Source organism: Pseudothauera hydrothermalis, assembly GCF_003345255.1.
GTDB lineage: Bacteria > Pseudomonadota > Gammaproteobacteria > Burkholderiales > Rhodocyclaceae > Pseudothauera > Pseudothauera hydrothermalis.
Genome location: NZ_CP029331.1, coordinates 478,073 through 501,330 on the forward strand (window position 1 = coordinate 478,073; position 23,258 = coordinate 501,330).

Here is a 23,258-nt window from a genome sequence, read left to right on the forward strand (position 1 = left end):
TCAGCCGGAATCATCCGCCCGAGGCGGCCGTTGTGGCTGCCTCGGTTTTTTGGGAAATTCTTAAGCTATGCCAACAATCAATCAGCTTGTCCGCAAGCCGCGGGAAAATGCCGTCGCCAAAAGCAAGGTGCCGGCCCTGGAAGCGTGCCCTCAGCGGCGCGGTGTGTGCACGCGCGTCTATACCACCACTCCGAAAAAGCCGAACTCGGCGCTGCGGAAGGTGGCCAAGGTTCGCCTGACCAACGGTTTTGAAGTGATTTCGTATATCGGTGGTGAAGGGCACAACCTGCAAGAGCACTCGGTGGTCCTCATTCGCGGCGGTCGTGTCAAAGACTTGCCGGGTGTTCGCTACCACATCGTGCGCGGCTCGCTTGACCTCCAGGGGGTCAAGGATCGCAAGCAGGCGCGCTCGAAGTACGGCGCCAAGCGTCCCAAGAAGGCCTGATTGCCGGCATTCAACGAATAGCGAGAGATTGTCATGCCCCGTCGTCGTGAAGTTCCCAAGCGCGAAATTCTGGCCGACCCCAAATATGGGTCGCAAGATGTGTCCAAGTTCATCAATGTGATCATGCAGTCCGGCAAAAAGTCGGTTGCTGAGCGCATCGTCTATGGCGCGTTCGATCAAATCGTCGCCAAGTCCGGCAAGGATCCGCTGGAGGTGTTCTCTGCGGCGATCGCCAATGTCAAGCCGGTCGTTGAAGTCAAGAGCCGTCGGGTGGGTGGCGCCAACTATCAGGTGCCGGTAGAGGTGCGTCCGTCGCGCCGTATGGCGCTGTCGATGCGCTGGCTGCGTGAAGCGGCCCGCAAGCGCGCCGAAAAATCCATGGCGCAGCGCCTTGCGGGTGAGTTGCTGGAAGCGGCAGAAGGTCGGGGTGCGGCCATGAAAAAGCGCGAAGAAGTGCATCGCATGGCCGAGGCCAACAAGGCATTCTCCCACTACCGGTTCTGATTTCGTTTACTGGTAGTGATTCGAGCCCTGCGAAGGGCTCGATTGTTTTGTAACGCAACATCAAACACATCGTGCCACCGGCGCGATTGAAGAAAGGCAGGAATACACCGTGGCTCGTAAGACACCCATCGAGCGTTACCGCAACATCGGTATCTCCGCTCACATCGACGCCGGCAAAACCACTACGACCGAGCGCATCCTTTTCTACACCGGCGTGAACCATAAGATCGGCGAAGTCCATGATGGCGCTGCCACCATGGACTGGATGGTGCAGGAGCAAGAGCGCGGCATTACCATCACTTCCGCAGCCACCACTTGCTTCTGGAAAGGGATGGACCTGAACTATCCGGAGCATCGGTTCAACATCATCGATACCCCGGGCCACGTGGACTTCACCATCGAGGTGGAGCGCTCGATGCGTGTGCTCGATGGCGCGTGCATGGTTTATTGCGCGGTCGGCGGCGTGCAGCCGCAGTCGGAAACCGTATGGCGTCAGGCGACCAAATATAAGGTGCCGCGCTTGGCGTTCGTCAACAAAATGGACCGCTCCGGCGCCAACTTCTTCAAGGTCGTCGAGCAGATGAAGGCACGCCTGATGGCCAACCCGGTGCCCATCGTCATTCCGATCGGGGCGGAAGACAATTTTGCCGGCGTGGTCGATCTCATCAAAATGAAGGCGATCATCTGGGACGAGGCCTCTCAGGGCATGAAGTTCGAGTATCGCGAAATCCCGGCCGAACTTCAGGCTGAAGCCGAAAAGTGGCGCGAGCAGATGGTCGAGGCCGCTGCCGAAGCCTCCGAGGAGCTGATGAACGAATACCTCGAAAACGGCGATCTGCCCGAGGAAAAGATCAAGCTCGGCCTGCGTAAGCGCACCATCGCCTGCGAGATTCAACCCATGCTGTGCGGCACCGCCTTCAAGAACAAGGGTGTGCAGCGCATGTTGGATGCGGTCATCGAGTTTCTGCCGTCGCCGGTCGATATCCCGCCGGTGCAAGGGGTTGACGAGCACGAACAAGAAGCCAGCCGCCGTGCGGATGACAGCGAAAAATTCTCCGCCCTGGCTTTCAAGCTCATGACCGACCCGTTCGTCGGTCAGTTGACCTTTGTCCGTGTGTATTCCGGCGTGCTGGAGTCGGGTTCTACGGTGCTCAATTCGGTCAAGGGCAAGAAAGAGCGCATCGGCCGCATCCTGCAGATGCATGCCAATGAGCGGCATGAGATCAAAGAGGTGCTGGCGGGTGACATTGCCGCGGTGGTGGGCCTGAAAGAGGTCACCACTGGCGACACCTTGTGCGATCCGAGTGCGCCGATCATCCTCGAACGCATGGTGTTCCCCGATCCGGTGATTCACGTCGCGGTCGAGCCCAAGACCAAAGGCGACCAGGAGAAGATGGGTATCGCCCTGTCTCGCCTGGCGGCCGAAGACCCGTCCTTCCGGGTGCGTACCGATGAGGAGTCCGGTCAGACGATCATTTCCGGCATGGGTGAGCTGCATCTGGAGATCATCGTCGACCGCATGAAACGGGAATTCAACGTCGAGGCCAATGTCGGTGCGCCGCAGGTTGCTTACCGTGAGACCATCCGCAAGGCGGTCAATGACGTGGAAGGCAAGTTCGTCAAGCAGTCTGGCGGTCGCGGGCAGTATGGTCATGTGGTCATTAACCTCGAACCGGCCGAACAAGGCAAGGGCTACGAGTTCGTGGACGCGATCAAAGGCGGTGTGGTGCCGCGCGAGTACATCCCGGCGGTGGACAAAGGCATCCAGGAGACGCTGAACAACGGTGTGCTGGCTGGCTTCCCGGTGGTCGATGTCAAGGTGACGCTACACTTCGGTTCCTACCACGATGTCGACTCGAACGAAAACGCCTTCAAGATGGCTGGTTCGATGGCCTTCAAAGAGGCGATGCGGCGCGCCAATCCGGTGCTGCTCGAGCCGATGATGGCGGTGGTGGTCGAAACGCCAGAGGAGTACATGGGCAACGTCATGGGGGATCTGTCCGGTCGTCGCGGTATCGTCCAAGGCATGGACGATCTGCCGGGTGGCATCAAGGAAATCAAGGCGGAAGTGCCTTTGGCCGAAATGTTCGGTTACGCCACCTCCTTGCGCTCGCTCACTCAGGGTCGGGCCACCTATTCGATGGAATTCAAACATTATGCCGAAGCGCCCAAGAACGTCGCCGAGGCGGTCATCAATAGTCGCAAGTAATCTGCTGAATCAATAAGGAATGCACTCATGGCGAAAGGTAAGTTCGAGCGGACCAAGCCGCACGTAAACGTAGGCACGATCGGCCACGTTGACCATGGCAAGACGACGCTGACGGCGGCGATCACCACGATTCTGGCCAAGAAGTTCGGTGGCGAGGCCAAGGCATATGACCAGATCGATGCGGCGCCTGAGGAGAAAGCGCGCGGCATTACCATCAACACCGCGCATGTGGAATACGAAACCGCCAATCGGCACTACGCGCACGTGGACTGCCCGGGTCACGCCGACTATGTGAAGAACATGATCACTGGTGCCGCGCAGATGGACGGCGCCATTCTGGTGGTGTCGGCCGCCGACGGCCCGATGCCGCAGACCCGCGAGCACATTCTGCTGGCCCGTCAGGTGGGCGTGCCCTACATCATCGTGTTCCTGAACAAGTGCGACATGGTCGACGATGAAGAGCTGCTCGAGCTGGTGGAAATGGAAGTGCGCGAGCTGCTGTCGAAGTACGAATTCCCGGGCGACGACATTCCGATCATCAAAGGCTCGGCGCTCAAGGCGCTCGAAGGCGACCAGTCCGACATTGGCGAAGCGGCGATCATGCGTCTGGCCGAAGCGCTGGACAGCTACATTCCGACCCCGGAGCGTGCAATCGACAAGCCGTTCCTGCTGCCGATCGAAGACGTGTTCTCGATCTCCGGTCGCGGCACGGTGGTGACCGGTCGTGTCGAGCGTGGGGTGATCAAGGTTGGCGAAGAAATCGAAATTGTTGGCATCCGTCCGACCGCCAAGACCACCTGCACCGGGGTGGAAATGTTCCGCAAGCTACTCGACCAAGGTCAGGCCGGTGACAACGTCGGCGTGCTGCTGCGCGGCACCAAGCGAGAAGAAGTCGAGCGCGGCCAAGTGCTGGCCAAGCCGGGCACGATCACCCCGCACACTCACTTCACCGGCGAAGTGTATGTGCTGTCCAAGGAAGAAGGCGGTCGTCACACCCCGTTCTTCAACAACTACCGTCCGCAGTTCTACTTCCGCACCACGGACGTGACCGGTGCGATCACGCTGCCGGAAGGCACCGAGATGGTGATGCCGGGCGACAACGTATCGATCACGGTGAAGCTGATTGCGCCGATCGCAATGGAAGAAGGTCTGCGCTTTGCGATCCGCGAAGGCGGGCGTACCGTCGGCGCCGGTGTCGTGTCCAAGATCATCGAGTAATCCCTGTTCGGGTGCGCCACGGCGCACCTTCGCTCTTTTTAGGAAATGCCATGCAAAGCCAGAAAATCCGCATCCGTCTCAAGGCGTTCGACTACCGCTTGATCGACCAGTCCGCGCTGGAAATCGTCGATACAGCCAAGCGTACCGGCGCCGTGGTGCGCGGGCCGGTTCCGCTGCCGACGCGTATCGAACGCTTCGACCTGTTGCGTTCGCCGCATGTGAATAAAACATCCCGCGATCAGATGGAAATCCGCACCCATCTGCGTCTGATGGATATCATCGACCCCACCGATAAAACGGTCGACGCGCTGATGAAGCTCGATCTCCCGGCTGGCGTGGATGTCGAAATCAAGCTGCAATAAGCACGACCTGGCTTGTCAAAAACAAGAAAAGGCCGGTATAATCCGGCCTTTGTGCTTCTTTGCGCAAAGAGAACGTTTTAGGGCTCGGTCAATCGTAACCGGGAATCAGGAGAAAAAAATGAGTCTAGGCCTTGTTGGTCGCAAGGTGGGCATGACTCGCATTTTTGCCGAGGATGGTCGCGCCATTCCGGTAACGGTGCTGGATGTGTCCAATAATCGCGTGACCCAGATCAAGACGCCTGAAGTGGATGGCTATGCCGCTGTTCAGGTGACTTTCGGCAAGCGTCGTGCAAGTCGCGTGAATAAGCCGCTTGCCGGGCATCTTGCCAAAGCCGGTGTCGAAGCCGGTCATATTCTCAAGGAGTTTCGCGTCGACGTCGACCAGCTTTCCAAGTTGAAAGCGGGTGATGTGTTGAGCGTGGATCTTTTCTCGGTGGGGCAGAAGGTGGATGTCACCGGCACCTCGATCGGTAAAGGTTTTTCCGGCTCAATCAAGCGGCACAACTTCAGCTCCAACCGTGCCTCGCATGGCAACTCGATTTCGCACAACGCGCCGGGCTCTATTGGTATGGCACAAGACCCCGGTCGTGTCTTTCCGGGTAAGCGCATGGCGGGGCAATACGGTAACGTCACTCGCACCACGCAAAACCTGGAAGTGGTGCGGGTTGATGCTGAGCGCCAGTTGTTGTTGGTCAAGGGGGCGGTTCCTGGTGCCCGGGGCGGTGACGTGATCGTTCGTCCCGCGGTGAAGGCGGGTAACTGAGCGAGGGCGTAATGGAACTTAAACTGCTGAACGATCAAGGTCAGCCTTCGGCTACGCTCGAAGCGTCCGACGTGCTGTTCGGTCGGGAATTCAATGAAGCGCTTGTCCATCAGGTGGTGACCGCCTATTTGGCCAATGCTCGTTCGGGTAATCGCGCGCAAAAGGGACGCTCTGACGTCGCCAAGTCTACCCGTAAGCCGTGGCGTCAAAAGGGCACCGGCCGTGCGCGCGCTGGCATGGCGTCCAGCCCGCTGTGGCGTGGTGGCGGCAAGATATTCCCGAGTTCGCCCGACGAGAATTTCTCGCAAAAAGTCAATCGCAAGATGTACCGCGCCGGTGTGGCCTCGATTCTGTCGCAGCTGGCGCGCGAAGATCGGTTGGCTGTGGTCGAGAATTTCAGTGTCGAGGCGCCCAAGACCAAATTGCTTGCACAAAAGCTCAAAGGTATGGGGCTGGGGTCGGTGTTGGTGATTACCGACGAGCTCGATGAGAACTTGTTCCTGTCGTCGCGCAATTTGCATGACGTGTTGGTCCTTGAGGTGCATGAAACCGATCCGGTTTCCTTGGTGCGCTTTGACAAGGTACTGGTCACCAAGGCTGCGCTGGCGCAGATGGAGGAGGCGTGGCAATGAGTGCTTACAGCCAGGAGCGTCTGTTGCAGGTGTTGCTCGCGCCGCAGATCTCCGAGAAGGCGACTTTTGTCGCCGACAAGAATGAGCAAGTGGTGTTCAAGGTCGCATCCGATGCCACCAAGCCTGAGGTTAAAGCTGCGGTCGAGTTGCTTTTCAAGGTTCAGGTCGAGTCGGTGCAGATTGCGAACGTGAAGGGCAAGGTCAAGCGTTTCGGTCGGATGCTCGGTCGGCGCAAGGACTGGAAAAAGGCGTTCGTCTGCCTCAAGCCCGGCCAGGAAATCAATTTTGTGGCTGGGGAGTGATAAGTCATGGCACTGGTAAAACTGAAGCCTACGTCCGCCGGCCGTCGTGCGATGGTCAAGGTGGTCAATGCCTCGCTGTACAAGGGGCGCCCGTATGCGGGTTTGATCGAAAAACAAAGTCGTAAGGCAGGGCGCAACAACGCCGGGCGGATCACGGTCCGGCATCAAGGTGGCGGCCATAAACAGCACTATCGTCTGATCGACTTTCGTCGCAACAAGGATGGCATCGTTGCCAAGGTCGAACGGATCGAGTATGACCCGAACCGTTCCGCCAACATTGCCTTGTTGTGTTACGCCGATGGCGAGCGCCGTTACATCATCGCGCCCAAGGGGCTGGAAGTCGGTCAAACGGTGGTGAGCGGCTCGGAGGCTCCGATCAAGCCGGGCAATGCGCTGCCCATTCGCAATATTCCGGTGGGCTCGACTATCCATTGCGTCGAAATGTTTCCCGGCAAAGGCGCCCAGCTGGCTCGCGCCGCTGGCACCTCTGTTCAGCTGCTCGCCCGTGAAGGCGTCTATGCGCAACTGCGGCTGCGTTCCGGCGAAATCCGCCGGGTGCATGTCGAATGTCGTGCCACCATCGGTGAAGTCGGTAACGAAGAGCACAGTCTGCGCAAGATCGGCAAGGCCGGGGCGAATCGCTGGCGCGGTATCCGCCCGACGGTGCGCGGTGTGGCGATGAACCCGATCGACCACCCCCACGGTGGTGGTGAGGGTCGTACCGGTGAGGGCGGTGTGCCGCGCAGCCCGTGGGGGCAGCCGACCAAGGGGTATCGTACGCGTCGCAACAAGCGCACCGACACCATGATCGTGCAGCGTCGGCATAAGCGTTAAGGGGTAAAAGATGGCACGTTCAATCAAGAAAGGCCCGTTCGTCGACGCCCATCTGCTGAAAAAGGTAGATGCTGCGCGCAGCAGCAACGACAAGCGTCCGATCAAAACCTGGTCTCGCCGTTCGACGATTCTTCCTGATTTTGTCGGTCTGACGATTGCTGTGCATAACGGTCGTCAGCACATTCCGGTGTATGTCACCGAGAACATGGTTGGTCATAAGCTGGGCGAGTTTGCGCTGACCCGCACGTTCAAAGGTCATGCTGCCAGCAAAAAGGCGAAGAGGTAAGGAGTGAGTATGGAAACCAAAGCCATCCTGCGCGGGGTGCGCCTTTCGGCCCAAAAGGGTCGTCTGGTGGCTGACCTCGTGCGCGGCAAACCGGTCGATCAGGCGCTCAACATTCTTGCCTTCTCGCCGAAGAAAGGCGCCAAGATCATTCGAAAAGTGGTCGAATCGGCAATCGCCAATGCCGAGCACAATGACGGTGCCGACATCGATACGCTCAAGATCAAGACCATCCACGTCGAGGAAGGGATGTCGCTGAAACGCTTCACCGCGCGTGCTAAGGGGCGCGGCAACCGCATCCTCAAACCCACGTGTCATGTTTATGTGACCGTCGGGGAATAAGGAGTAGATATGGGTCAGAAAATCCATCCGACCGGATTCCGCCTCGCGGTCACGCGTGATTGGGCGTCGCGCTGGTATGCCTCCAGCCGTGACTTTCCGCGCATGCTCAGTGAGGACCTGCAGGTTCGTGACTTCCTCAAAAAACGCTTGGCGCATGCATCGGTGGGCCGTGTAGTCATCGAGCGGCCCGCCAAGAACGCCCGGATTACGCTCTACAGTGCCCGTCCCGGCGTGGTCATCGGCAAAAAAGGCGAAGACATCGAGAATCTGAAGCGCGATCTGCAAAAGATCGTCGGTGTCCCGGTGCATGTGAACATCGAGGAAGTTCGCAAGCCGGAACTCGACGCTAAGCTGATCGCTGACTCGATTGCACAGCAGCTCGAAAAGCGCATTATGTTCCGCCGCGCAATGAAGCGCGCGATGCAAAACGCAATGCGCCTGGGCGCGCAAGGTATCAAGATCATGAGTTCCGGGCGCTTGAACGGCGCCGAGATTGCGCGTACCGAATGGTATCGCGAGGGTCGCGTTCCGCTTCACACCCTGCGCGCCGACATCGATTACGGTGTCTCGGAAGCGCGCACCACCTATGGTGTCATCGGTATCAAAGTGTGGGTCTACAAGGGCGATCAACTCGGCCGTAATGAACAGCCGGTCGCGGCGGAGCCCGAAGCCGAGAACCGTCGCGGGCGCCGCGCTGCGCCGCGAGCTGATGAGGCGCGCCCGGGCCGCCGCGCTGCTCGCCGCGATGCGGGCCGGCAAGAAGATAGCAGGAGTGAATGATGCTGCAGCCTACGCGCAGAAAGTATCGCAAGGAGCAGAAAGGGCGTAACACAGGCCTGGCGACCCGGGGCACAAAGGTCAGCTTCGGCGAGTTTGGGCTCAAGGCTACTGGCCGCGGGCGTCTGACCGCTCGGCAGATTGAATCCGCCCGCCGCGCCATGACGCGTCACATCAAGCGTGGTGGCCGAATCTGGATCCGTATCTTCCCGGATAAGCCGATCTCCAAAAAACCGGCCGAAGTTCGGATGGGTAACGGAAAGGGGAACCCCGAGTACTGGGTGGCCGAGATTCAGCCTGGCAAGGTGTTGTATGAAATGGACGGCGTGGACGAAGCGCTCGCCCGTGAAGCGTTCCGGCTTGCCGCTGCGAAGCTTCCGATCGACACCGTGTTCGTGACGCGCCAAGTGGGGTAAGCAAATGAAGGCGAGCGAACTTCGCGCCAAGAGCGCGGATGAATTGAATCGTGAGTTGCTTGATCTGCTGAAAGCGCAGTTTTCCCTGCGCATGCAAAAGGCGACTCAACAGCTCAGCAATACGAGCCAACTCGGAAAGGTGCGGCGCGACATCGCACGGGTGCGCACCGTGCTGCGTGAAAAGGCAGGTCAGTCATGAGTGAAGAGTCCGCAAAAGTTCGGCGCGCGCTGGTCGGGCGCGTGGTCAGCGACAAAATGCAAAAGACGGTCACCGTGTTGGTGGAGCGTCGGGTCAAGCATCCGCTGTACGGTAAGATCGTTACCCGTTCGGCGAAGTATCACGCCGATGTTGCAGAAGGCGGGGCGGCGGCTGGTGATCTGGTCGAGATTGAAGAGTGCCGGCCGATCTCTAAAACCAAGAGCTGGAAAGTGACGCGCGTTTTGGAAAAAGCTCGTGTCATCTAAGCGTTGATGTTTAAGTAAGCGCAGCTTGGCAATAGTTTGCCAAGCTGCTATACTTTTCGTCTTTGCTCCGGGGCTCCTTCGGGGCATCTACCCGAACGGGTTCCAAAACTGACCGCGCTGCGGGATAAGTTGGAGAGTTAATTCATGATTCAAATGCAATCCAGGCTGGATGTGGCCGACAATACCGGCGCGCGTTCGGTGATGTGCATCAAGGTGCTGGGTGGCTCCAAGCGTCGCTATGCCGGCATTGGTGACATCATCAAGGTGACCGTCAAAGATGCCGCGCCGCGCGGCCGTGTGAAAAAAGGCGATGTCTATAACGCCGTGGTGGTGCGTACTGCCAAGGGTGTGCGTCGCCCGGATGGGTCGCTGATCAAGTTCGACGGCAACGCTGCGGTGCTGCTCAACAACAAGCTCGAGCCGATCGGTACGCGTATTTTCGGGCCGGTAACGCGCGAGTTGCGCTCGGAGCGGTTCATGAAAATCGTCTCGCTGGCGCCGGAAGTGCTCTAAGGGGTCGTCGATATGAACAAAATCCGCAAGGGTGATGAAGTCATTGTGCTGACCGGCAAAGATCGCGGTCGTCGGGGCACGGTGTTGCGCCGGGTGGGCGAAGAGCGTGTGGTTGTCGAAGGTGTCAATCGCGTCAAGAAGCACGTTCGTCCGAATCCGATGAAAGGTGAGGTGGGGGGTATCGTCGAAAAAGAGATGCCCATCCACATTTCGAATGTTGCGCTGTTCAATGCTGCGACCCAGAAGGCGGATCGGGTTGGGGTGAAAGTGCTTGAGGATGGTCGCAAGGTGCGTTTCTTCAAGTCGAATGGCGAGCTGGTGGACGCGTAAGGAGTGGCAATGGCGCGCTTGCAGCAGTACTACAAAGAGACGGTGGTGCCCGAGCTGATCAAGCAGTTCGGTTACAAGTCCGTGATGCAGGTTCCGCGTATCACCAAGATCACGCTCAACATGGGTGTTGGTGAGGCGGTTGGCGACAAGAAAATTCTGGAAAATGCGATCGCCGACATGGCGAAGATCGCCGGTCAGAAGCCGGTAGCGACCCGCGCGCGTAAGTCGATTGCGGGTTTCAAAATTCGCGATGGTTATCCGATCGGTTGCATGGTGACGCTACGTGGTCCGCGTATGTTCGAGTTTTTGGATCGCCTGATCACCGTGGCCATGCCTCGTATCCGTGACTTTCGCGGCATTGCTGCCAAGGGTTTCGATGGCCGCGGCAATTACAACCTCGGCGTCAAAGAGCAGATCATTTTCCCGGAAATCGAGTACGACAAGATCGATGCGCTCCGTGGAATGAACATCAGCATCACGACGACGGCGAAAACCGACCAGGAAGCGCGTGCGCTGCTGGCGGCGTTCAAATTCCCGTTCAAGAATTGAGGGTGATATGGCGAAACTGGCTCTGATCAATCGCGAAGACAAGCGTCGCAAGCTGGTTGCTAAGTTTGCCGCCAAGCGGGCTGCGTTGGTCGCGCAGGTCAAGGACACGTCTTTGTCCGAAGAAGAGCGTATGGCGGCGCGTTTGAAACTTCAGCAACTGCCGCGCAATGCCAACCCGACGCGCGTGCGCAACCGCTGCAGTCTGACTGGTCGTCCGCGTGGGGTGTTCCGCAAGTTCGGTTTGTGTCGCAATAAGCTGCGCGAGATCGCGTTCCGCGGCGAAGTGCCGGGCATGACCAAGGCGAGCTGGTAAGGAGAGAGCAAAAATGAGTATGTCCGATCCGATCGCCGATATGCTGACCCGCATCCGTAACGCTCAGCAAGCTCAAAAAGCGCGGGTGAGCATGCCGTCGTCCAAGCTCAAGGTGGCGATTGCCCGTGTGCTCAAGGATGAAGGTTATATCGAAAGCTATGCGGTGCATGAAAACGGCGGAAAGGCCGAACTTGATGTCGAGCTGAAGTATTACGCCGGACGTCCGGTGATTGAGCGCATCGAGCGTGTCAGTCGGCCGGGGCTGCGTATCTACAAGGGCAGCAACGAATTGCCGCGCGTGATGAACGGTTTGGGGGTTGCCATCGTGTCGACACCGAAAGGTGTGATGACCGATCGCGCCGCGCGCGCCAGTCGTGTTGGTGGCGAAGTGCTCTGCGTGGTCGCTTAAAGGGGGTGCCATGTCTCGTGTAGCAAAAAATCCGGTGGCCATTCCCGCGGGAGTCGAGGTCACCATCGGTGGCGCTGAAATTTCGGTCAAGGGCCCGCTGGGGACGATTAGCCGGCCGTTGCATCCTGCGGTTGCGGTTGCGCGTGAAGGTAACGTCGTGGTGTGCAAGGCGGTAGACGGCGCGGAGAATGCGCGCGCCATGAGCGGTACGATGCGCGCGCTGATCAACAACATGGTGATCGGTGTTTCCAAGGGCTTCGAGCGCAAGCTCTCGCTGGTGGGCGTGGGGTATCGTGCCCAGGCGCAAGGCGACACCTTGAATCTGTCGCTGGGCTTCTCCCACCCTGTGGTGCACAAGATGCCTGCAGGCGTGAAGGTGGAAACCCCGTCGCAGACCGAGATCGTCATCAAGGGGATCGACAAGCAGCAAGTCGGTCAGGTTGCGGCCGAAGTTCGTGCCTATCGCGCTCCTGAGCCCTACAAGGGCAAGGGCGTCCGCTATGCGGATGAAGTGGTGGTGCTCAAGGAAACCAAGAAGAAGTAAGGCGGTTCGTCATGGACAAAAAACAAGCTCGTCTTCGCCGTGCGCGCAAAACTCGCGCCAAGATTGCGGAGCTGAAGGCGGTTCGCCTGACCGTGTTCCGTTCCAATTGCCATATTTACGCACAAATCATCTCCGGTTGCGGCTCGCGTGTGCTGGCTGCCGCGTCGACCGTGGAGCCGGCCGTACGCGCCCAGGTGTCCAATGGCGGCAACAAGCAGGCGGCAGAAGTGGTCGGCAAGTTGATTGCCGAGCGTGCCAAGGCTGCCGGTATCGAGCAGGTGGCGTTCGACCGCTCGGGTTTCCTGTATCACGGTCGCGTCAAGGCGCTGGCCGAGGCTGCCCGTGAAGGCGGCCTCAAGTTCTAAGCGAGGAATCGAATGGCTAAGCAGCAAAGCAAGCGCCCGCAAGCCGCAGACGAGCGTGATGACGGTTTGCGGGAGAAAATGGTCGCAATCAATCGTGTGACCAAGGTCGTCAAGGGCGGTCGCATTCTCGGTTTCGCCGCGCTGACCGTGGTCGGCGACGGTGACGGTGGTATCGGTATGGGCAAGGGCAAGTCCCGCGAAGTGCCTGTGGCGGTGCAAAAAGCGATGGATGAGGCGCGCCGCAAAATGACCAAGGTGCCGCTCAAGAACGGCACGCTGCAGCATACGGTGATCGGCAAGCACGGTGCGGCGTCGGTGTTGATGCAGCCGGCTCCCTCCGGCACCGGCATCATCGCCGGCGGCCCGATGCGCGCGGTATTCGAGGTGATGGGCGTGACCGACATCATTTGCAAGTGTATCGGCTCGACCAATCCGTACAACGTGGTGCGCGCCACGCTCAACGGCCTGATGGCGATCAACACCCCGGCAGAAATTGCCGCCAAGCGTGGCAAGACTGTCGAAGAGATTCTGGGGTAAGCGATGTCAGACAAGAAACTCAAGGTTACGCTGGTTAAAAGCGTGATCGGTACCAAACAGTCCCATCGTGCCACCGTTCGTGGCTTGGGCCTGCGTCGACTCAACCAAACGGTTGAGCTGCAGGACACCCCGCAAGTTCGTGGCATGATCAACAAAGTGTCCTACCTGGTGAAGTGCGAGGCGTAAATGCGACTGAATACCATCAAGCCCGGTGCAGGCTCCAAATCGCCGGCTAAACGCGTGGGTCGCGGCATCGGTAGCGGGCTCGGTAAGACCTGCGGTCGCGGCCATAAGGGTCAAAAGTCCCGCTCCGGCGGCTTTCACAAGACCGGTTTCGAGGGCGGCCAGATGCCCTTGCAGCGTCGTCTGCCCAAGCGCGGCTTCGTGTCGCTGACTGGTTCGCGCAACGCCGAGGTGCGGTTGTCCGAGTTGGATAAGTTGCCGGTGGAAGACGTGGATCTGCTGGTGCTCAAGCAGGCTGGCGTCGTGCCGGCTGATGCACTGTCGGCCAAGGTGGTGCTGTCCGGAGAGATCAAACGTAAGGTCAACCTGCGTGGCGTTGGTGCCACCAAGGGTGCCCGTGCAGCGATCGAAGCCGCCGGCGGTACCGTCGCGGTGGCTGAGTAACGGTCGAGGTCGGTTGTGGCCACTCCTTCCGCCACGCTCGGGAGCACAGGAAAGTTCGGCGATCTCAAGCGCCGTATCCTGTTCCTCCTGGGCGCGCTGATCGTCTATCGCATTGGTGCGCACATCCCGGTCCCTGGTATCGACCCAGACAAGCTGGCTGAGCTTTTTCAGTCTCAGGCTGGCGGTATTCTGGGCGTGTTCAACCTGTTTTCCGGCGGGGCGCTGTCGCGTTTCACGATTTTCGCGCTGGGGATCATGCCGTACATCTCGGCCTCCATCATCATGCAGTTGATGACGGTGGCCGTCCCCGCATTGGAGCAGCTCAAGAAAGAAGGCGAGGCGGGGCGGCGCAAGATCACGCAGTACACCCGCTATGGCACGGTGTTGCTGGCTACTGCCCAATCCTTGGGGATGGCGCTTGCCCTGGAAGGGCAGCCAGGGCTGGTGCTGGATCCAGGACTGATGTTCCGTTTCGTGACCGTTGCAACGCTCGTCACCGGTACGATGTTCCTGATGTGGCTCGGCGAGCAGATTACCGAGCGCGGTATTGGCAACGGCATCTCGCTGATCATCTTCGCGGGGATCGCGGCGGGATTGCCGAGCGCGATTGGCGGTTTGTTCGAGTTGGTCCGCACCGGGGCAATGCATCCCTTCACTGCGTTGTTCATTTGTGTGCTGGTGGTGTTGGTGACCGCGTTCGTGGTGTTTGTCGAACGCGGGCAGCGGAAGATTCTCGTGAACTACGCCAAGCGTCAGGTCGGCAACAAGGTGTATGGCGGGCAGTCGTCCCATCTGCCATTGAAGCTGAATATGTCGGGTGTCATTCCGCCGATCTTCGCGTCCAGCATCATTCTGTTCCCGGCAACGTTGGGGCAGTGGTTTGGCTCTTCTGAAGGGATGTATTGGCTGCGCGATATCGCCGCCACCCTCTCTCCGGGGCAGCCGATCTACGTGATGCTCTATGCGCTGGCGATCGTGTTTTTCTGCTTCTTTTACACGGCGCTGGTGTTCAACGCGCGCGAGACTGCCGATAACTTGAAGAAGAGTGGGGCGTTCGTGCCGGGGATTCGTCCTGGCGATCAGACGGCACGTTACATCGACAAGATTTTGTCGCGGCTTACGCTGGCTGGCGCGGTGTACATCACCCTGGTGTGCCTGCTGCCTGAGTTTCTGATCCTCAAGTGGAATGTGCCGTTTTACTTCGGGGGGACATCGCTACTGATCATCGTGGTGGTGACCATGGACTTTATGGCTCAGGTTCAGGCTTACGTGATGTCTCATCAGTATGAAAGCCTGCTGAAGAAGGCCAACTTCAAGGGTGCGGGTCTTCCGCTCAGGTAAGCGATGGCGAAGGAAGATGTGATCGAAATGCAGGGCGAGGTCACCGAGAACCTCCCCAACGCGACGTTCCGCGTTCGGCTCGAAAATGGCCACATGGTCCTCGGGCACATCTCGGGCAAGATGCGGATGCACTATATCCGTATTTTGCCGGGCGACAAGGTTACCGTACAACTGACGCCCTATGACCTGACCAAGGGCCGGATCGTGTTCCGGACCAAGTGAATTTAGATACAGGAGCAAGAACATGAGAGTCCAGGCTTCGGTCAAGCGGCTGTGCCGCAATTGCAAGATCATCCGTCGCAAAGGGGTGGTGCGGGTCATTTGCACCGACCCGCGCCACAAGCAGCGCCAGGGTTGATCTTCTTAGTTCAAGGCATTAAAATTTAATGTTTCGCTTTTTGGGGTAATCGGATGGCCCGTATTGCTGGGGTAAACATTCCCAACCACAAGCATGCCGAGATCGCGCTCACCAGCATCTATGGGATCGGCCGTTCTCGCGCTCAAAAAATTTGCGACGCTGCGGGGGTTGCGCGCTCGGCCAAGATCAAGGATTTGACTGAGTCCGACATGGAAAAGCTGCGCGACGAAGTAGCGAAGTTCGTTGTTGAAGGCGACCTTCGTCGTGAAGTGACGATGAATATCAAGCGGCTCATGGACCTCGGTTGCTACCGTGGCGTGCGCCATCGTCGTGGGCTGCCGGTGCGCGGCCAGCGTACCCGAACCAACGCCCGTACCCGCAAGGGGCCGCGTAAGCCGATCGCCGGCAAGAAGTGATAGGAACAGACCACTATGGCTAAGTCCGCTGCAAAGGTTCGCAAGAAGGTCAAAAAGAACGTCGCCGAAGGGATTGCGCACGTTCACGCGAGCTTCAATAACACCATCATTACCATTACCGATCGTCAGGGTAACGCGCTGTCCTGGGCCACGTCGGGCGGGGCCGGCTTCAAGGGTTCCCGCAAAAGTACCCCCTTTGCCGCCCAGGTGGCGGCCGAAGCGGCCGGCCGTGCAGCGCAGGAGTGCGGTGTGAAGAATCTGGAAGTGCGCATCAAAGGGCCGGGCCCCGGGCGTGAATCCGCAGTCCGTGCGCTCAATGCGCTGGGCATGAAGATTTCCAGTATCACCGACATTACCCCGATCCCGCACAACGGTTGCCGCCCGCCCAAGAAGCGCCGTATCTGACAAGGAGTTGAAACGTGGCTCGTAATCTCGATCCCAAGTGCCGTCAGTGCCGTCGCGAAGGCGAAAAGCTGTTTCTGAAGGGCGAAAAGTGCTTCACCGACAAGTGCGCCATTGAGCGGCGTGCTTATGCCCCCGGTCAGCATGGACAGCGTTCTGGTCAACGGCTGTCCGGTTACGGCGTGCAGTTGCGCGAGAAGCAGAAGATTCGCCGTCTCTATGGTGTTTTGGAGCGGCAGTTCCGTAAGGTGTATGCGGAAGCTGATCGTCGCCGTGGGCAAACCGGCGAAAACCTTCTGCAACTGCTCGAAGGGCGCCTCGATTCGGTCGCCTACCGTATGGGGTTCGGCGCCTCGCGTGCGGAGGCGCGCCAAGTGGTGCGTCACAATGGCGTGTTGGTCAATGGCAAGCGCACCAATATCCCGTCGTATACGGTCAAGCCCGGCGATGTCATCGAATTGACCGAGCGCGCGCGTAATTCGCTGCGCGTCAAAGCGGCTATCGAAGCCGCCGAATCGCGCGGATTCCCCGAGTGGCTGGAAGTCGACGTCAAAGCCGGCAAAGGCGTGTTTAAAGCCTATCCGCAGCGCGCCGAGCTGCCGTCGACCATCAATGAAAGCCTGGTGGTGGAACTCTACTCCCGTTGAGGCGGGACGCTAGCGTTCCCCTAAATTCGAGGAAATGCCGATGCAAAGCAATGCGCTGCTGAAACCCCGCATCATCGACGTGCAGAACGTCTCGCCGGTTCAGGCGCGTGTGGTCATGGAACCGTTCGAACGTGGTTTTGGCCATACCCTTGGGAATGCGCTCCGTCGCATCCTTCTGTCATCGCTGCCGGGCTACGCGCCGACCGAAGTATCCATCGAGGGCGTGTTGCACGAGTATTCCACGCTGGATGGTGTCCGTGAGGACGTCGTGGATTTGCTGCTCAACCTCAAGGGGGTGGTGCTCAAGCTACACAACCGCAAAGAGGCTACGCTGCGCTTGGTCAAGTCGGGCGAAGGTGTGGTGACGGCGGCGGATATCGAAGCCAGCCACGACGTGGAGATCATCAACCCCGACCATGTCATTGCCCATCTGGCGCCCGGTGGCAAGCTCGACATGCAGATCAAGGTCGAAGAAGGCCGCGGTTACGTGCCGGGTAATGTCCGGCCGCATCAGGGAGAGTCGAAGACCATCGGCCGTATCGTGCTCGATGCCTCGTTCAGCCCGGTGCGGCGCGTAAGCTATCTGGTCGAAAGCGCGCGTGTGGAACAGCGTACCGACTTGGATCGGCTGGTGATCGATATCGAAACCAACGGCGCGGTCGAACCGGAGGAAGCCATCCGTTATTCCGCTCGGGTTCTCATGGATCAGCTCTCGGTGTTCGCCGATCTCGAAGGTACGCCGGCCGATGTCGAACCGCCGAAGGCGCAGACGATCGATCCGGTGCTACTTCGTCCGGTGGACGATCTGGAACTTACGGTGCGTTCGGCCAATTGCTTGAAGGCCGAAAACATCTATTACATCGGTGATCTGATCCAGCGCACCGAGACCGAGCTGCTCAAGACGCCTAATCTGGGTCGTAAGTCGCTCAATGAGATCAAGGAAGTGTTGGCCTCCCGTGGGCTGACCCTCGGTATGAAACTGGAAAACTGGCCGCCGGCCGGGCTGGAAAAGCTCGGTTGAACGCCGGTCGGTCAAGTGAGGTAATGAAATGCGTCACCGTAATGGTCTTCGCAAACTGAATCGTACCAGCAGCCATCGTCAGGCCATGCTCCGCAACATGGCTAACTCGTTGCTGCAGCACGAAGTGATCAAAACCACGTTGCCCAAGGCAAAAGAGCTGCGTCGTGTGGTCGAGCCGCTCATTACCTTGGGTAAGAAACCCAGTGTGGCGAATCGACGTTTGGCCTTCAGCCGGCTGCGTGATCGTGACATGGTCGTCAAGCTGTTCGACGAGCTCGGTCCGCGTTATGCTGCGCGTCAGGGTGGCTATCTGCGCATCCTGAAGTTCGGCTTCCGTGAGGGCGATAACGCCCCAATGGCCGTGGTTGAGTTGCTTGATCGTCCGGAAAGTACTGCGGAGTCCGCGCAAACCGAGACAGAAGCCGCAGCAGCCTGATCGGGCGCCTGTCTTAACAAAAACCGGACCTAGTCCGGTTTTTTTTTCGGCCTGACCAACTGGCATCGAGGAGAGATGCGGTGACAGAACATGTGCTGGTGACCGGTGGAGCTGGTTATATTGGCAGTCATGCCTGTCTTGCGCTGCTGGAGGCCGGCGCCGAAGTGGTGGTGGTCGATGATCTGAGCAATGCCTCGCGTGAGTCGCTGCGTCGTGTGGAGCAATTGACCGGACGGCCCCTGGCGGGTTTTCATCGGCTGGATGTGCGGGATCGCGCCGGGTTGGACGCCGTATTTAGTCGATACTCCATCGGTATCGTGTTGCATTTTGCGGGTTTGAAAGCCGTCGGTGAGTCGGTGGCCGATCCGCTGCGCTACTACCAGAACAATGTTGGCGGCGCGATGACCTTGCTCGAAGCGATGCGCTGCCATGGTGTTCGACGCATGGTGTTCAGTTCGTCGGCCACGGTCTACGGTGACCCACAAAGTGTGCCCATAGCCGAGGAGGCGCCACTTGGTCCGACCAATCCATATGGTCGGACCAAGTGGATGATCGAGCAGATGCTCGCAGATGTGGTGACGGCCGATCCGCGTTGGCAGGTGGTCGTCCTGCGTTATTTCAATCCGGTCGGCGCGCATCCGAGCGGACGGATCGGGGAAGATCCGCGCGGCACGCCCAACAACCTAATGCCCTATATCGCCCAGGTGGCCGTGGGGCGCTTGCCGGTACTGCAGGTCTTTGGCGGCGATTATCCGACTGCTGACGGTACGGGTGTGCGCGACTTTATCCATGTCATGGATCTGGCCGAAGGCCATGTGCGTGCTGTGCAATGTTGCGCGCACTTACCTGGATTGACACGACTGAATCTCGGTACCGGCCGGGGCTACAGTGTGTTGGAGGTGGTGGCGGCGTTCGAAGCGGCAAGCGGCGTGCGCATTCCGTACCGAATTGTCGAGCGGCGCGCTGGCGATGTGGCGTGCTGCTGGGCCGATCCGCGACGTGCCGAGGTGCTGCTGGGGTGGCGGGCGCAGCGCGGGCTCGCCCAGATGTGTGCGGACGCATGGCGCTGGCAAAAAATGAACCCCGAAGGCTATGGGGCGAGCGCAGCTTGAACGCGGTTTGTCGACCGTGGTCGAAGGAGCGTCCTTGTGCAAGGGGTGGATCGTGAGCGAGCAACTCATCAGCAGCCAAAAAAACGTTTTGGGCGGGCCGTTACTGGCCTGCAGTTATGCGCCGCTGACCGGCTTTTTCAGAACCGGCTGTTGCGAAACCGGGCGGGATGATCTTGGCAGGCATCTGGTGTGCAGCAAGGTGACCGCGGCGTTTCTGGCGTTTTCGCGCAGCCGGGGCAATGATTTGAGCACGCCGCGTCCTGAGCTGCGTTTTCCGGGCCTCAAGCCGGGTGACCGCTGGTGCCTGTGTGTGCATCGTTGGCTGGAGGCGTATGAGGCCGGTGTAGCGCCGCCGGTGGTGCTCGCGGCCACGCATCGTGCCGCGCTCGAAGTGGTCAGCCTAGATATCCTCAAGGCGCACGCCATCGACGGCTGAGGCCGGCGCTGCGTGGGCAGTCACCATGCCCGTTTGATGCGGTTACGGTATTGCACATCGTGCGGCAATACCTGCTGCATGGCTTCGAGTTGGGTGCGCAGCCGTTCGCTAGCGATACGCAGCGTGTCGGCGCTGAGCAGGGGGAGTTCGCCATGTCTTGCGGTGCTGCGTACCACCTGATCGATGGCGCGATTGCGTTGCGCTTCGTCGGCGGGCAAATAAACACCCAGCCCGGCGTCTTGCAGGTTCTTCAAGTAGCGCAGGCGACGTTCGATACGGTCCAGAAAGCGGGCCTGGGAATCAGTGGCGGGTTTGTCGGCCATGGCCGTCTCCGGTTTTTATCCAATAGGCGTATCGTCGCGCGCCAAAGCGCCCAACGCAAGTCGGGTCGTTCGGCAGCGCAAGCTTGCCTGGTCTAGCCGGTGACCTTCGAGGCGGCCAGTGCGCGGGCGAGGTAGGCGGCCGTGTAGCCGCGCCCCATCGCGGCGACCGCTTCTGGCGTGCCGGTGGCAACGACGCGCCCGCCGCCGTCGCCGCCTTCCGGGCCAAGGTCGACGATCCAGTCAGCGGTTTTGATGACGTCCAGGTTGTGCTCGATGACCACGATGGTGTTGCCTTGATCGCGCAATCGGTGCAGCACCCGCAACAGCAAGTCGATGTCGTGGAAATGCAGGCCGGTGGTCGGCTCGTCGAGAACATACAGTGTGCGTCCGGTATCCCGTTTGGATAATTCCAGGGCCAGTTTGACCCGCTGTGCTTCCCCGCCGGACAGTGTGGTAGCGCTTTGGCCGAGCCGGATATAGCCTAGTCCGACATCGACCAGGGTTTCCAGCTTGCGGGCCACCGCAGGCACCGGGCGGAAAAAATCCAGTGCCTGTTCGACGGTCATCTCCAGCACTTCAAAGATGGTCTTGCCCTTGTAGCGGATTTCCAGCGTCTCGCGGTTGTAACGCTTGCCGTGGCACACGTCGCAAGGCACATACATGTCCGGCAAAAAGTGCATTTCGACCTTGATCAAGCCGTCGCCCTGGCAGGCTTCGCAACGACCGCCTTTGACGTTGAAGGAAAAACGGCCGGGCCCGTAGCCGCGTGCACGCGCTTCGGGCACGCCGGCAAACAGCTCGCGGATTGGCGTCATCAGGCCGGTGTAGGTGGCCGGATTCGAGCGCGGAGTACGACCGATCGGCGACTGGTCGACGCTGATCACCTTGTCGAAATGTTCCAGCCCGCTGATGTCGCGGTATGCGGCCGGCTCCGCGCTGCTGCCGTGCAGGTGCCGGGCGACCAGCGGCACCAGGGTGTCGTTGATCAGCGTGGACTTGCCGGATCCGGAGACGCCAGTGACACAGACGAACAGACCAACCGGCAGGGCGAGGTCTAGATGCTTGAGGTTGTTGCCGGCGCAGCCGGAAAGCGTCAGCCAACGGCCGTCCGGCGTGTGTCGCTGCTTGGGCAGTGCGATGCGACGGCGGCCGGCAAGGTAATCGGCGGTCAGCGAGCCGGTGGCGGCGATGATGTCCTCAGGGCTACCGTGGGCGACTACTTGACCGCCATGCACGCCGGCGCCCGGCCCCATATCGACCACGTAGTCGGCGCTGCGGATGGCGTCTTCATCGTGTTCGACCACGATCACGGTGTTGCCCAGGTCGCGCAGCCGGCCCAGTGTGGCCAACAGGCGGTCGTTGTCGCGCTGGTGCAATCCGATGGAAGGCTCGTCCAGCACATACATGACGCCGGTGAGGCCGGAGCCGATCTGACTGGCCAACCGGATGCGCTGCGCTTCACCGCCGGACAAGGTATCGGCGGGTCGATCCAGCGACAGATAATCCAGTCCGACATTGATCAGAAAACTGAGCCGGTCGGAGATTTCCTTGACGATCTTCTCGGCGATTTGCGCGCGGTGGCCGGACAAACGCAAGGTCTCGAAGAACTGCCGGCACTCGCCCAGTGGCAGACGGCTGATTTGTGGCAGCGAACGTCCGCCGACCATGACCGAGCGGGCTTCCCGGCGCAGCCGGCTGCCTTGGCAGGCGGGGCAGGTCTGAGTGGCCCGGTACTTGGCGAGTTCTTCGCGCACCGCTAGCGAATCGGTTTCCCGGTAACGGCGCTCCAGATTCGGAATGATGCCCTCGAAAGGGTGGCTTTTGACCACCAGGCGGCCGTTGTCCGACAGGTAGCGAAAGTCGATGGCCTCACGCCCTGAACCATACAAGACGATCTCACGTGCCCGTTCGGGCAGATCGGCAAATGGTGTGTCCAGATCGAACCGATAATGTGCGGCCAGACTGGCGAGCATCTGGAAGTAGAACTGGTTGCGCCGATCCCAGCCGCGGATCGCGCCGGCGGCCAGCGACAATTCCGGGTGGGCGACGACCCGCGCCGGATCGAAAAAATCTACTTGTCCCAGGCCGTCGCATTTGGGGCAGGCACCGGCCGGATTGTTGAAGGAAAACAGCCGCGGTTCCAGTTCGCCCAGCGCGTAGCTGCATACCGGGCACGCAAAACGCGCCGAAAACAGATATTCGCTGCCGCTGTCCAGTTCGAGCGCAATGGCCCGACCATCGGCGTGGGTCAGCGCCGTCTCAAAGGATTCGGCGATCCGCCCGCGCAGATCGGCGCGTACCTTGAAACGGTCGATCACCACATCCACGCTGTGGCGTCGGCCTTTTGTCAGCGGCGGCATGGCATCGAGTTCATGCACCTTGCCATCGACCCGTACCCGCACAAAGCCCTGCGCACGCAGTTCAGCGAACAGGTCCTGCTGTTCGCCTTTGCGGCCTGCAACCACAGGGGCCAGAATCATCAGGCGGGTGCCCTCGGGCAGGGCCAGCACTTGGTCCACCATCTGCGACACACTTTGCGCTTCCAGCGCTTGCTCCGGGTGATCCGGGCAGTGCGGCGTGCCTGCGCGAGCAAACAATAAGCGCAGATAATCATGAATTTCAGTCACCGTGCCGACAGTCGAGCGCGGATTGTGACTGGTGGCTTTCTGTTCGATGGAGATGGCCGGCGACAATCCTTCGATCAGGTCGACGTCCGGCTTTTCCATCAACTGCAAAAACTGCCGGGCGTAGGCGGACAGTGACTCGACATAGCGCCGCTGTCCTTCCGCATATAGGGTGTCGAAGGCCAGCGACGACTTGCCCGAACCCGACAGGCCGGTGATGACGGTCAGGCGGTTGCGCGGCAGGTCCAGATTGATACTTTTGAGGTTGTGCGTGCGGGCGCCGCGGATGCGGATTTCGTCCATGGAACCGGGCTAGGGAAAAGACGACCCGACACTATACCGAGAGAAGCCCGCGCCGGGCCAATCCACTTGGCGGTGTTAGAATCCTGCACCTTCGTCCGTC

37 protein-coding genes are annotated in these 23,258 nt (G+C 59.8%); 35 read left to right on the top strand and 2 right to left on the bottom strand.

Annotation, left to right across the window (positions count from 1 at the left end; all coding sequences use genetic code 11):
- Positions 1 to 67 precede the first annotated feature (67 nt).
- The 35 genes from rpsL (at position 68) to DIE29_RS02385 (ending at position 19,908) form a co-directional block, all read left to right on the top strand.
- Complete coding sequence (rpsL, locus tag DIE29_RS02215) at positions 68 to 445, top strand: 30S ribosomal protein S12 (protein WP_102040840.1); 378 nt, start codon at positions 68 to 70, stop codon at positions 443 to 445.
- Between the two features lie 33 nt (positions 446 to 478).
- Complete coding sequence (gene rpsG / locus DIE29_RS02220) at positions 479 to 949, top strand: 30S ribosomal protein S7 (RefSeq protein WP_102040841.1); 471 nt, start codon at positions 479 to 481, stop codon at positions 947 to 949.
- Positions 950 to 1,058: 109 nt separating this feature from the next.
- Positions 1,059 to 3,158, top strand: a complete 2,100-nt coding sequence (fusA, locus tag DIE29_RS02225; protein ID WP_114649069.1) for an elongation factor G — start codon at positions 1,059 to 1,061, stop codon at positions 3,156 to 3,158.
- 27 nt (positions 3,159 to 3,185) lie between these two features.
- Positions 3,186 to 4,376 carry an elongation factor Tu gene (tuf, locus tag DIE29_RS02230; protein ID WP_102040831.1) on the top strand — a complete coding sequence of 397 codons (1,191 nt, stop codon included), beginning with the start codon at positions 3,186 to 3,188 and terminating at the stop codon, positions 4,374 to 4,376.
- A gap of 50 nt (positions 4,377 to 4,426) precedes the next feature.
- A complete protein-coding gene (rpsJ, locus tag DIE29_RS02235; RefSeq protein ID WP_102040843.1) occupies positions 4,427 to 4,738 on the top strand; it encodes a 30S ribosomal protein S10 in 312 nt (103 codons plus the stop codon).
- A 118-nt stretch (positions 4,739 to 4,856) separates the two neighbouring features.
- On the top strand, positions 4,857 to 5,501 hold the full coding sequence (rplC, locus tag DIE29_RS02240) for a 50S ribosomal protein L3 (RefSeq protein WP_114649070.1): 645 nt from the start codon (positions 4,857 to 4,859) through the stop codon (positions 5,499 to 5,501).
- Between the two features lie 11 nt (positions 5,502 to 5,512).
- Positions 5,513 to 6,133, top strand: coding sequence for a 50S ribosomal protein L4 (gene rplD / locus DIE29_RS02245; RefSeq protein ID WP_114649071.1), 621 nt, complete (start codon positions 5,513 to 5,515; stop codon positions 6,131 to 6,133).
- Entirely contained in the window at positions 6,130 to 6,435 is a 306-nt protein-coding gene (rplW, locus tag DIE29_RS02250; RefSeq protein WP_102040846.1) for a 50S ribosomal protein L23, read from the top strand. The genes rplD and rplW overlap by 4 nt, the downstream gene beginning before the upstream one ends.
- A gap of 6 nt (positions 6,436 to 6,441) precedes the next feature.
- Entirely contained in the window at positions 6,442 to 7,269 is an 828-nt protein-coding gene (rplB, locus tag DIE29_RS02255) for a 50S ribosomal protein L2 (protein ID WP_114649072.1), read from the top strand.
- A 10-nt stretch (positions 7,270 to 7,279) separates the two neighbouring features.
- Positions 7,280 to 7,555 carry a 30S ribosomal protein S19 gene (gene rpsS, locus DIE29_RS02260; protein ID WP_102040848.1) on the top strand — a complete coding sequence of 92 codons (276 nt, stop codon included), beginning with the start codon at positions 7,280 to 7,282 and terminating at the stop codon, positions 7,553 to 7,555.
- Between the two features lie 9 nt (positions 7,556 to 7,564).
- The gene (rplV, locus tag DIE29_RS02265; protein WP_108079559.1) at positions 7,565 to 7,894 is read left to right on the top strand and encodes a 50S ribosomal protein L22; all 330 of its coding nucleotides are present in this window, start codon (positions 7,565 to 7,567) and stop codon (positions 7,892 to 7,894) included.
- Between the two features lie 9 nt (positions 7,895 to 7,903).
- Positions 7,904 to 8,674 carry a 30S ribosomal protein S3 gene (gene rpsC, locus DIE29_RS02270; protein WP_114649073.1) on the top strand — a complete coding sequence of 257 codons (771 nt, stop codon included), beginning with the start codon at positions 7,904 to 7,906 and terminating at the stop codon, positions 8,672 to 8,674.
- A complete protein-coding gene (gene rplP / locus DIE29_RS02275) occupies positions 8,674 to 9,087 on the top strand; it encodes a 50S ribosomal protein L16 (RefSeq protein WP_102043070.1) in 414 nt (137 codons plus the stop codon). The genes rpsC and rplP overlap by 1 nt, the downstream gene beginning before the upstream one ends.
- Positions 9,088 to 9,091: 4 nt before the next feature.
- Positions 9,092 to 9,286: a 50S ribosomal protein L29 gene (rpmC, locus tag DIE29_RS02280; RefSeq protein ID WP_102040851.1), complete on the top strand. Its 195-nt coding sequence runs from the start codon at positions 9,092 to 9,094 to the stop codon at positions 9,284 to 9,286.
- Positions 9,283 to 9,552 (top strand): 30S ribosomal protein S17, encoded by a 270-nt coding sequence (gene rpsQ / locus DIE29_RS02285; protein WP_102040852.1) that lies wholly within the window; start codon positions 9,283 to 9,285, stop codon positions 9,550 to 9,552. Before rpmC ends, rpsQ begins: the two co-directional genes overlap by 4 nt.
- Positions 9,553 to 9,696: 144 nt before the next feature.
- Positions 9,697 to 10,065, top strand: coding sequence for a 50S ribosomal protein L14 (gene rplN, locus DIE29_RS02290; protein WP_114649074.1), 369 nt, complete (start codon positions 9,697 to 9,699; stop codon positions 10,063 to 10,065).
- Positions 10,066 to 10,077: 12 nt separating this feature from the next.
- Positions 10,078 to 10,395, top strand: coding sequence for a 50S ribosomal protein L24 (gene rplX / locus DIE29_RS02295; protein ID WP_102040854.1), 318 nt, complete (start codon positions 10,078 to 10,080; stop codon positions 10,393 to 10,395).
- A gap of 9 nt (positions 10,396 to 10,404) precedes the next feature.
- Positions 10,405 to 10,944 carry a 50S ribosomal protein L5 gene (gene rplE / locus DIE29_RS02300; RefSeq protein ID WP_102040855.1) on the top strand — a complete coding sequence of 180 codons (540 nt, stop codon included), beginning with the start codon at positions 10,405 to 10,407 and terminating at the stop codon, positions 10,942 to 10,944.
- Positions 10,945 to 10,951: 7 nt separating this feature from the next.
- Positions 10,952 to 11,257 carry a 30S ribosomal protein S14 gene (rpsN, locus tag DIE29_RS02305; RefSeq protein ID WP_114649075.1) on the top strand — a complete coding sequence of 102 codons (306 nt, stop codon included), beginning with the start codon at positions 10,952 to 10,954 and terminating at the stop codon, positions 11,255 to 11,257.
- 13 nt (positions 11,258 to 11,270) lie between these two features.
- Positions 11,271 to 11,666 (top strand): 30S ribosomal protein S8, encoded by a 396-nt coding sequence (rpsH, locus tag DIE29_RS02310; protein ID WP_102040857.1) that lies wholly within the window; start codon positions 11,271 to 11,273, stop codon positions 11,664 to 11,666.
- Between the two features lie 10 nt (positions 11,667 to 11,676).
- On the top strand, positions 11,677 to 12,210 hold the full coding sequence (gene rplF, locus DIE29_RS02315) for a 50S ribosomal protein L6 (protein ID WP_114649076.1): 534 nt from the start codon (positions 11,677 to 11,679) through the stop codon (positions 12,208 to 12,210).
- 11 nt (positions 12,211 to 12,221) lie between these two features.
- Positions 12,222 to 12,575: a 50S ribosomal protein L18 gene (gene rplR / locus DIE29_RS02320; protein ID WP_114649077.1), complete on the top strand. Its 354-nt coding sequence runs from the start codon at positions 12,222 to 12,224 to the stop codon at positions 12,573 to 12,575.
- A 12-nt stretch (positions 12,576 to 12,587) separates the two neighbouring features.
- Positions 12,588 to 13,112, top strand: coding sequence for a 30S ribosomal protein S5 (rpsE, locus tag DIE29_RS02325; RefSeq protein ID WP_102040860.1), 525 nt, complete (start codon positions 12,588 to 12,590; stop codon positions 13,110 to 13,112).
- 3 nt (positions 13,113 to 13,115) lie between these two features.
- Positions 13,116 to 13,298 (top strand): 50S ribosomal protein L30, encoded by a 183-nt coding sequence (rpmD, locus tag DIE29_RS02330; protein WP_114649078.1) that lies wholly within the window; start codon positions 13,116 to 13,118, stop codon positions 13,296 to 13,298.
- Positions 13,299 to 13,739, top strand: a complete 441-nt coding sequence (gene rplO / locus DIE29_RS02335) for a 50S ribosomal protein L15 (RefSeq protein WP_102040862.1) — start codon at positions 13,299 to 13,301, stop codon at positions 13,737 to 13,739. It begins immediately after the preceding gene.
- 15 nt (positions 13,740 to 13,754) lie between these two features.
- Positions 13,755 to 15,080 (top strand): preprotein translocase subunit SecY, encoded by a 1,326-nt coding sequence (secY, locus tag DIE29_RS02340; protein ID WP_114649079.1) that lies wholly within the window; start codon positions 13,755 to 13,757, stop codon positions 15,078 to 15,080.
- Positions 15,081 to 15,083: 3 nt separating this feature from the next.
- Complete coding sequence (gene infA, locus DIE29_RS02345; RefSeq protein ID WP_002931617.1) at positions 15,084 to 15,302, top strand: translation initiation factor IF-1; 219 nt, start codon at positions 15,084 to 15,086, stop codon at positions 15,300 to 15,302.
- A 22-nt stretch (positions 15,303 to 15,324) separates the two neighbouring features.
- Positions 15,325 to 15,438 (top strand): 50S ribosomal protein L36, encoded by a 114-nt coding sequence (rpmJ, locus tag DIE29_RS02350; RefSeq protein WP_004258276.1) that lies wholly within the window; start codon positions 15,325 to 15,327, stop codon positions 15,436 to 15,438.
- Between the two features lie 53 nt (positions 15,439 to 15,491).
- The gene (gene rpsM / locus DIE29_RS02355; protein WP_102040864.1) at positions 15,492 to 15,854 is read left to right on the top strand and encodes a 30S ribosomal protein S13; all 363 of its coding nucleotides are present in this window, start codon (positions 15,492 to 15,494) and stop codon (positions 15,852 to 15,854) included.
- A gap of 15 nt (positions 15,855 to 15,869) precedes the next feature.
- Positions 15,870 to 16,259 carry a 30S ribosomal protein S11 gene (gene rpsK, locus DIE29_RS02360; protein WP_102040865.1) on the top strand — a complete coding sequence of 130 codons (390 nt, stop codon included), beginning with the start codon at positions 15,870 to 15,872 and terminating at the stop codon, positions 16,257 to 16,259.
- A 14-nt stretch (positions 16,260 to 16,273) separates the two neighbouring features.
- The gene (gene rpsD / locus DIE29_RS02365; protein WP_102040866.1) at positions 16,274 to 16,903 is read left to right on the top strand and encodes a 30S ribosomal protein S4; all 630 of its coding nucleotides are present in this window, start codon (positions 16,274 to 16,276) and stop codon (positions 16,901 to 16,903) included.
- Between the two features lie 40 nt (positions 16,904 to 16,943).
- A complete protein-coding gene (locus tag DIE29_RS02370; protein ID WP_114649080.1) occupies positions 16,944 to 17,924 on the top strand; it encodes a DNA-directed RNA polymerase subunit alpha in 981 nt (326 codons plus the stop codon).
- Positions 17,925 to 17,952: 28 nt separating this feature from the next.
- Positions 17,953 to 18,360 carry a 50S ribosomal protein L17 gene (gene rplQ / locus DIE29_RS02375; protein ID WP_114649081.1) on the top strand — a complete coding sequence of 136 codons (408 nt, stop codon included), beginning with the start codon at positions 17,953 to 17,955 and terminating at the stop codon, positions 18,358 to 18,360.
- A gap of 80 nt (positions 18,361 to 18,440) precedes the next feature.
- Positions 18,441 to 19,472, top strand: coding sequence for a UDP-glucose 4-epimerase GalE (galE, locus tag DIE29_RS02380; protein ID WP_237269494.1), 1,032 nt, complete (start codon positions 18,441 to 18,443; stop codon positions 19,470 to 19,472).
- Positions 19,473 to 19,539: 67 nt separating this feature from the next.
- Complete coding sequence (locus DIE29_RS02385) at positions 19,540 to 19,908, top strand: DUF2237 family protein (RefSeq protein ID WP_102043073.1); 369 nt, start codon at positions 19,540 to 19,542, stop codon at positions 19,906 to 19,908.
- 20 nt (positions 19,909 to 19,928) lie between these two features.
- Here DIE29_RS02385 and DIE29_RS02390 read toward each other — a convergent pair whose 3' ends face one another.
- Both DIE29_RS02390 and uvrA read right to left on the bottom strand, forming a co-directional pair.
- The gene (locus DIE29_RS02390) at positions 19,929 to 20,231 is read right to left on the bottom strand and encodes a hypothetical protein (RefSeq protein ID WP_114649083.1); all 303 of its coding nucleotides are present in this window, start codon (positions 20,229 to 20,231) and stop codon (positions 19,929 to 19,931) included.
- 92 nt (positions 20,232 to 20,323) lie between these two features.
- Positions 20,324 to 23,158: an excinuclease ABC subunit UvrA gene (uvrA, locus tag DIE29_RS02395; protein ID WP_114649084.1), complete on the bottom strand. Its 2,835-nt coding sequence runs from the start codon at positions 23,156 to 23,158 to the stop codon at positions 20,324 to 20,326.
- Positions 23,159 to 23,258: the final 100 nt, after the last annotated feature.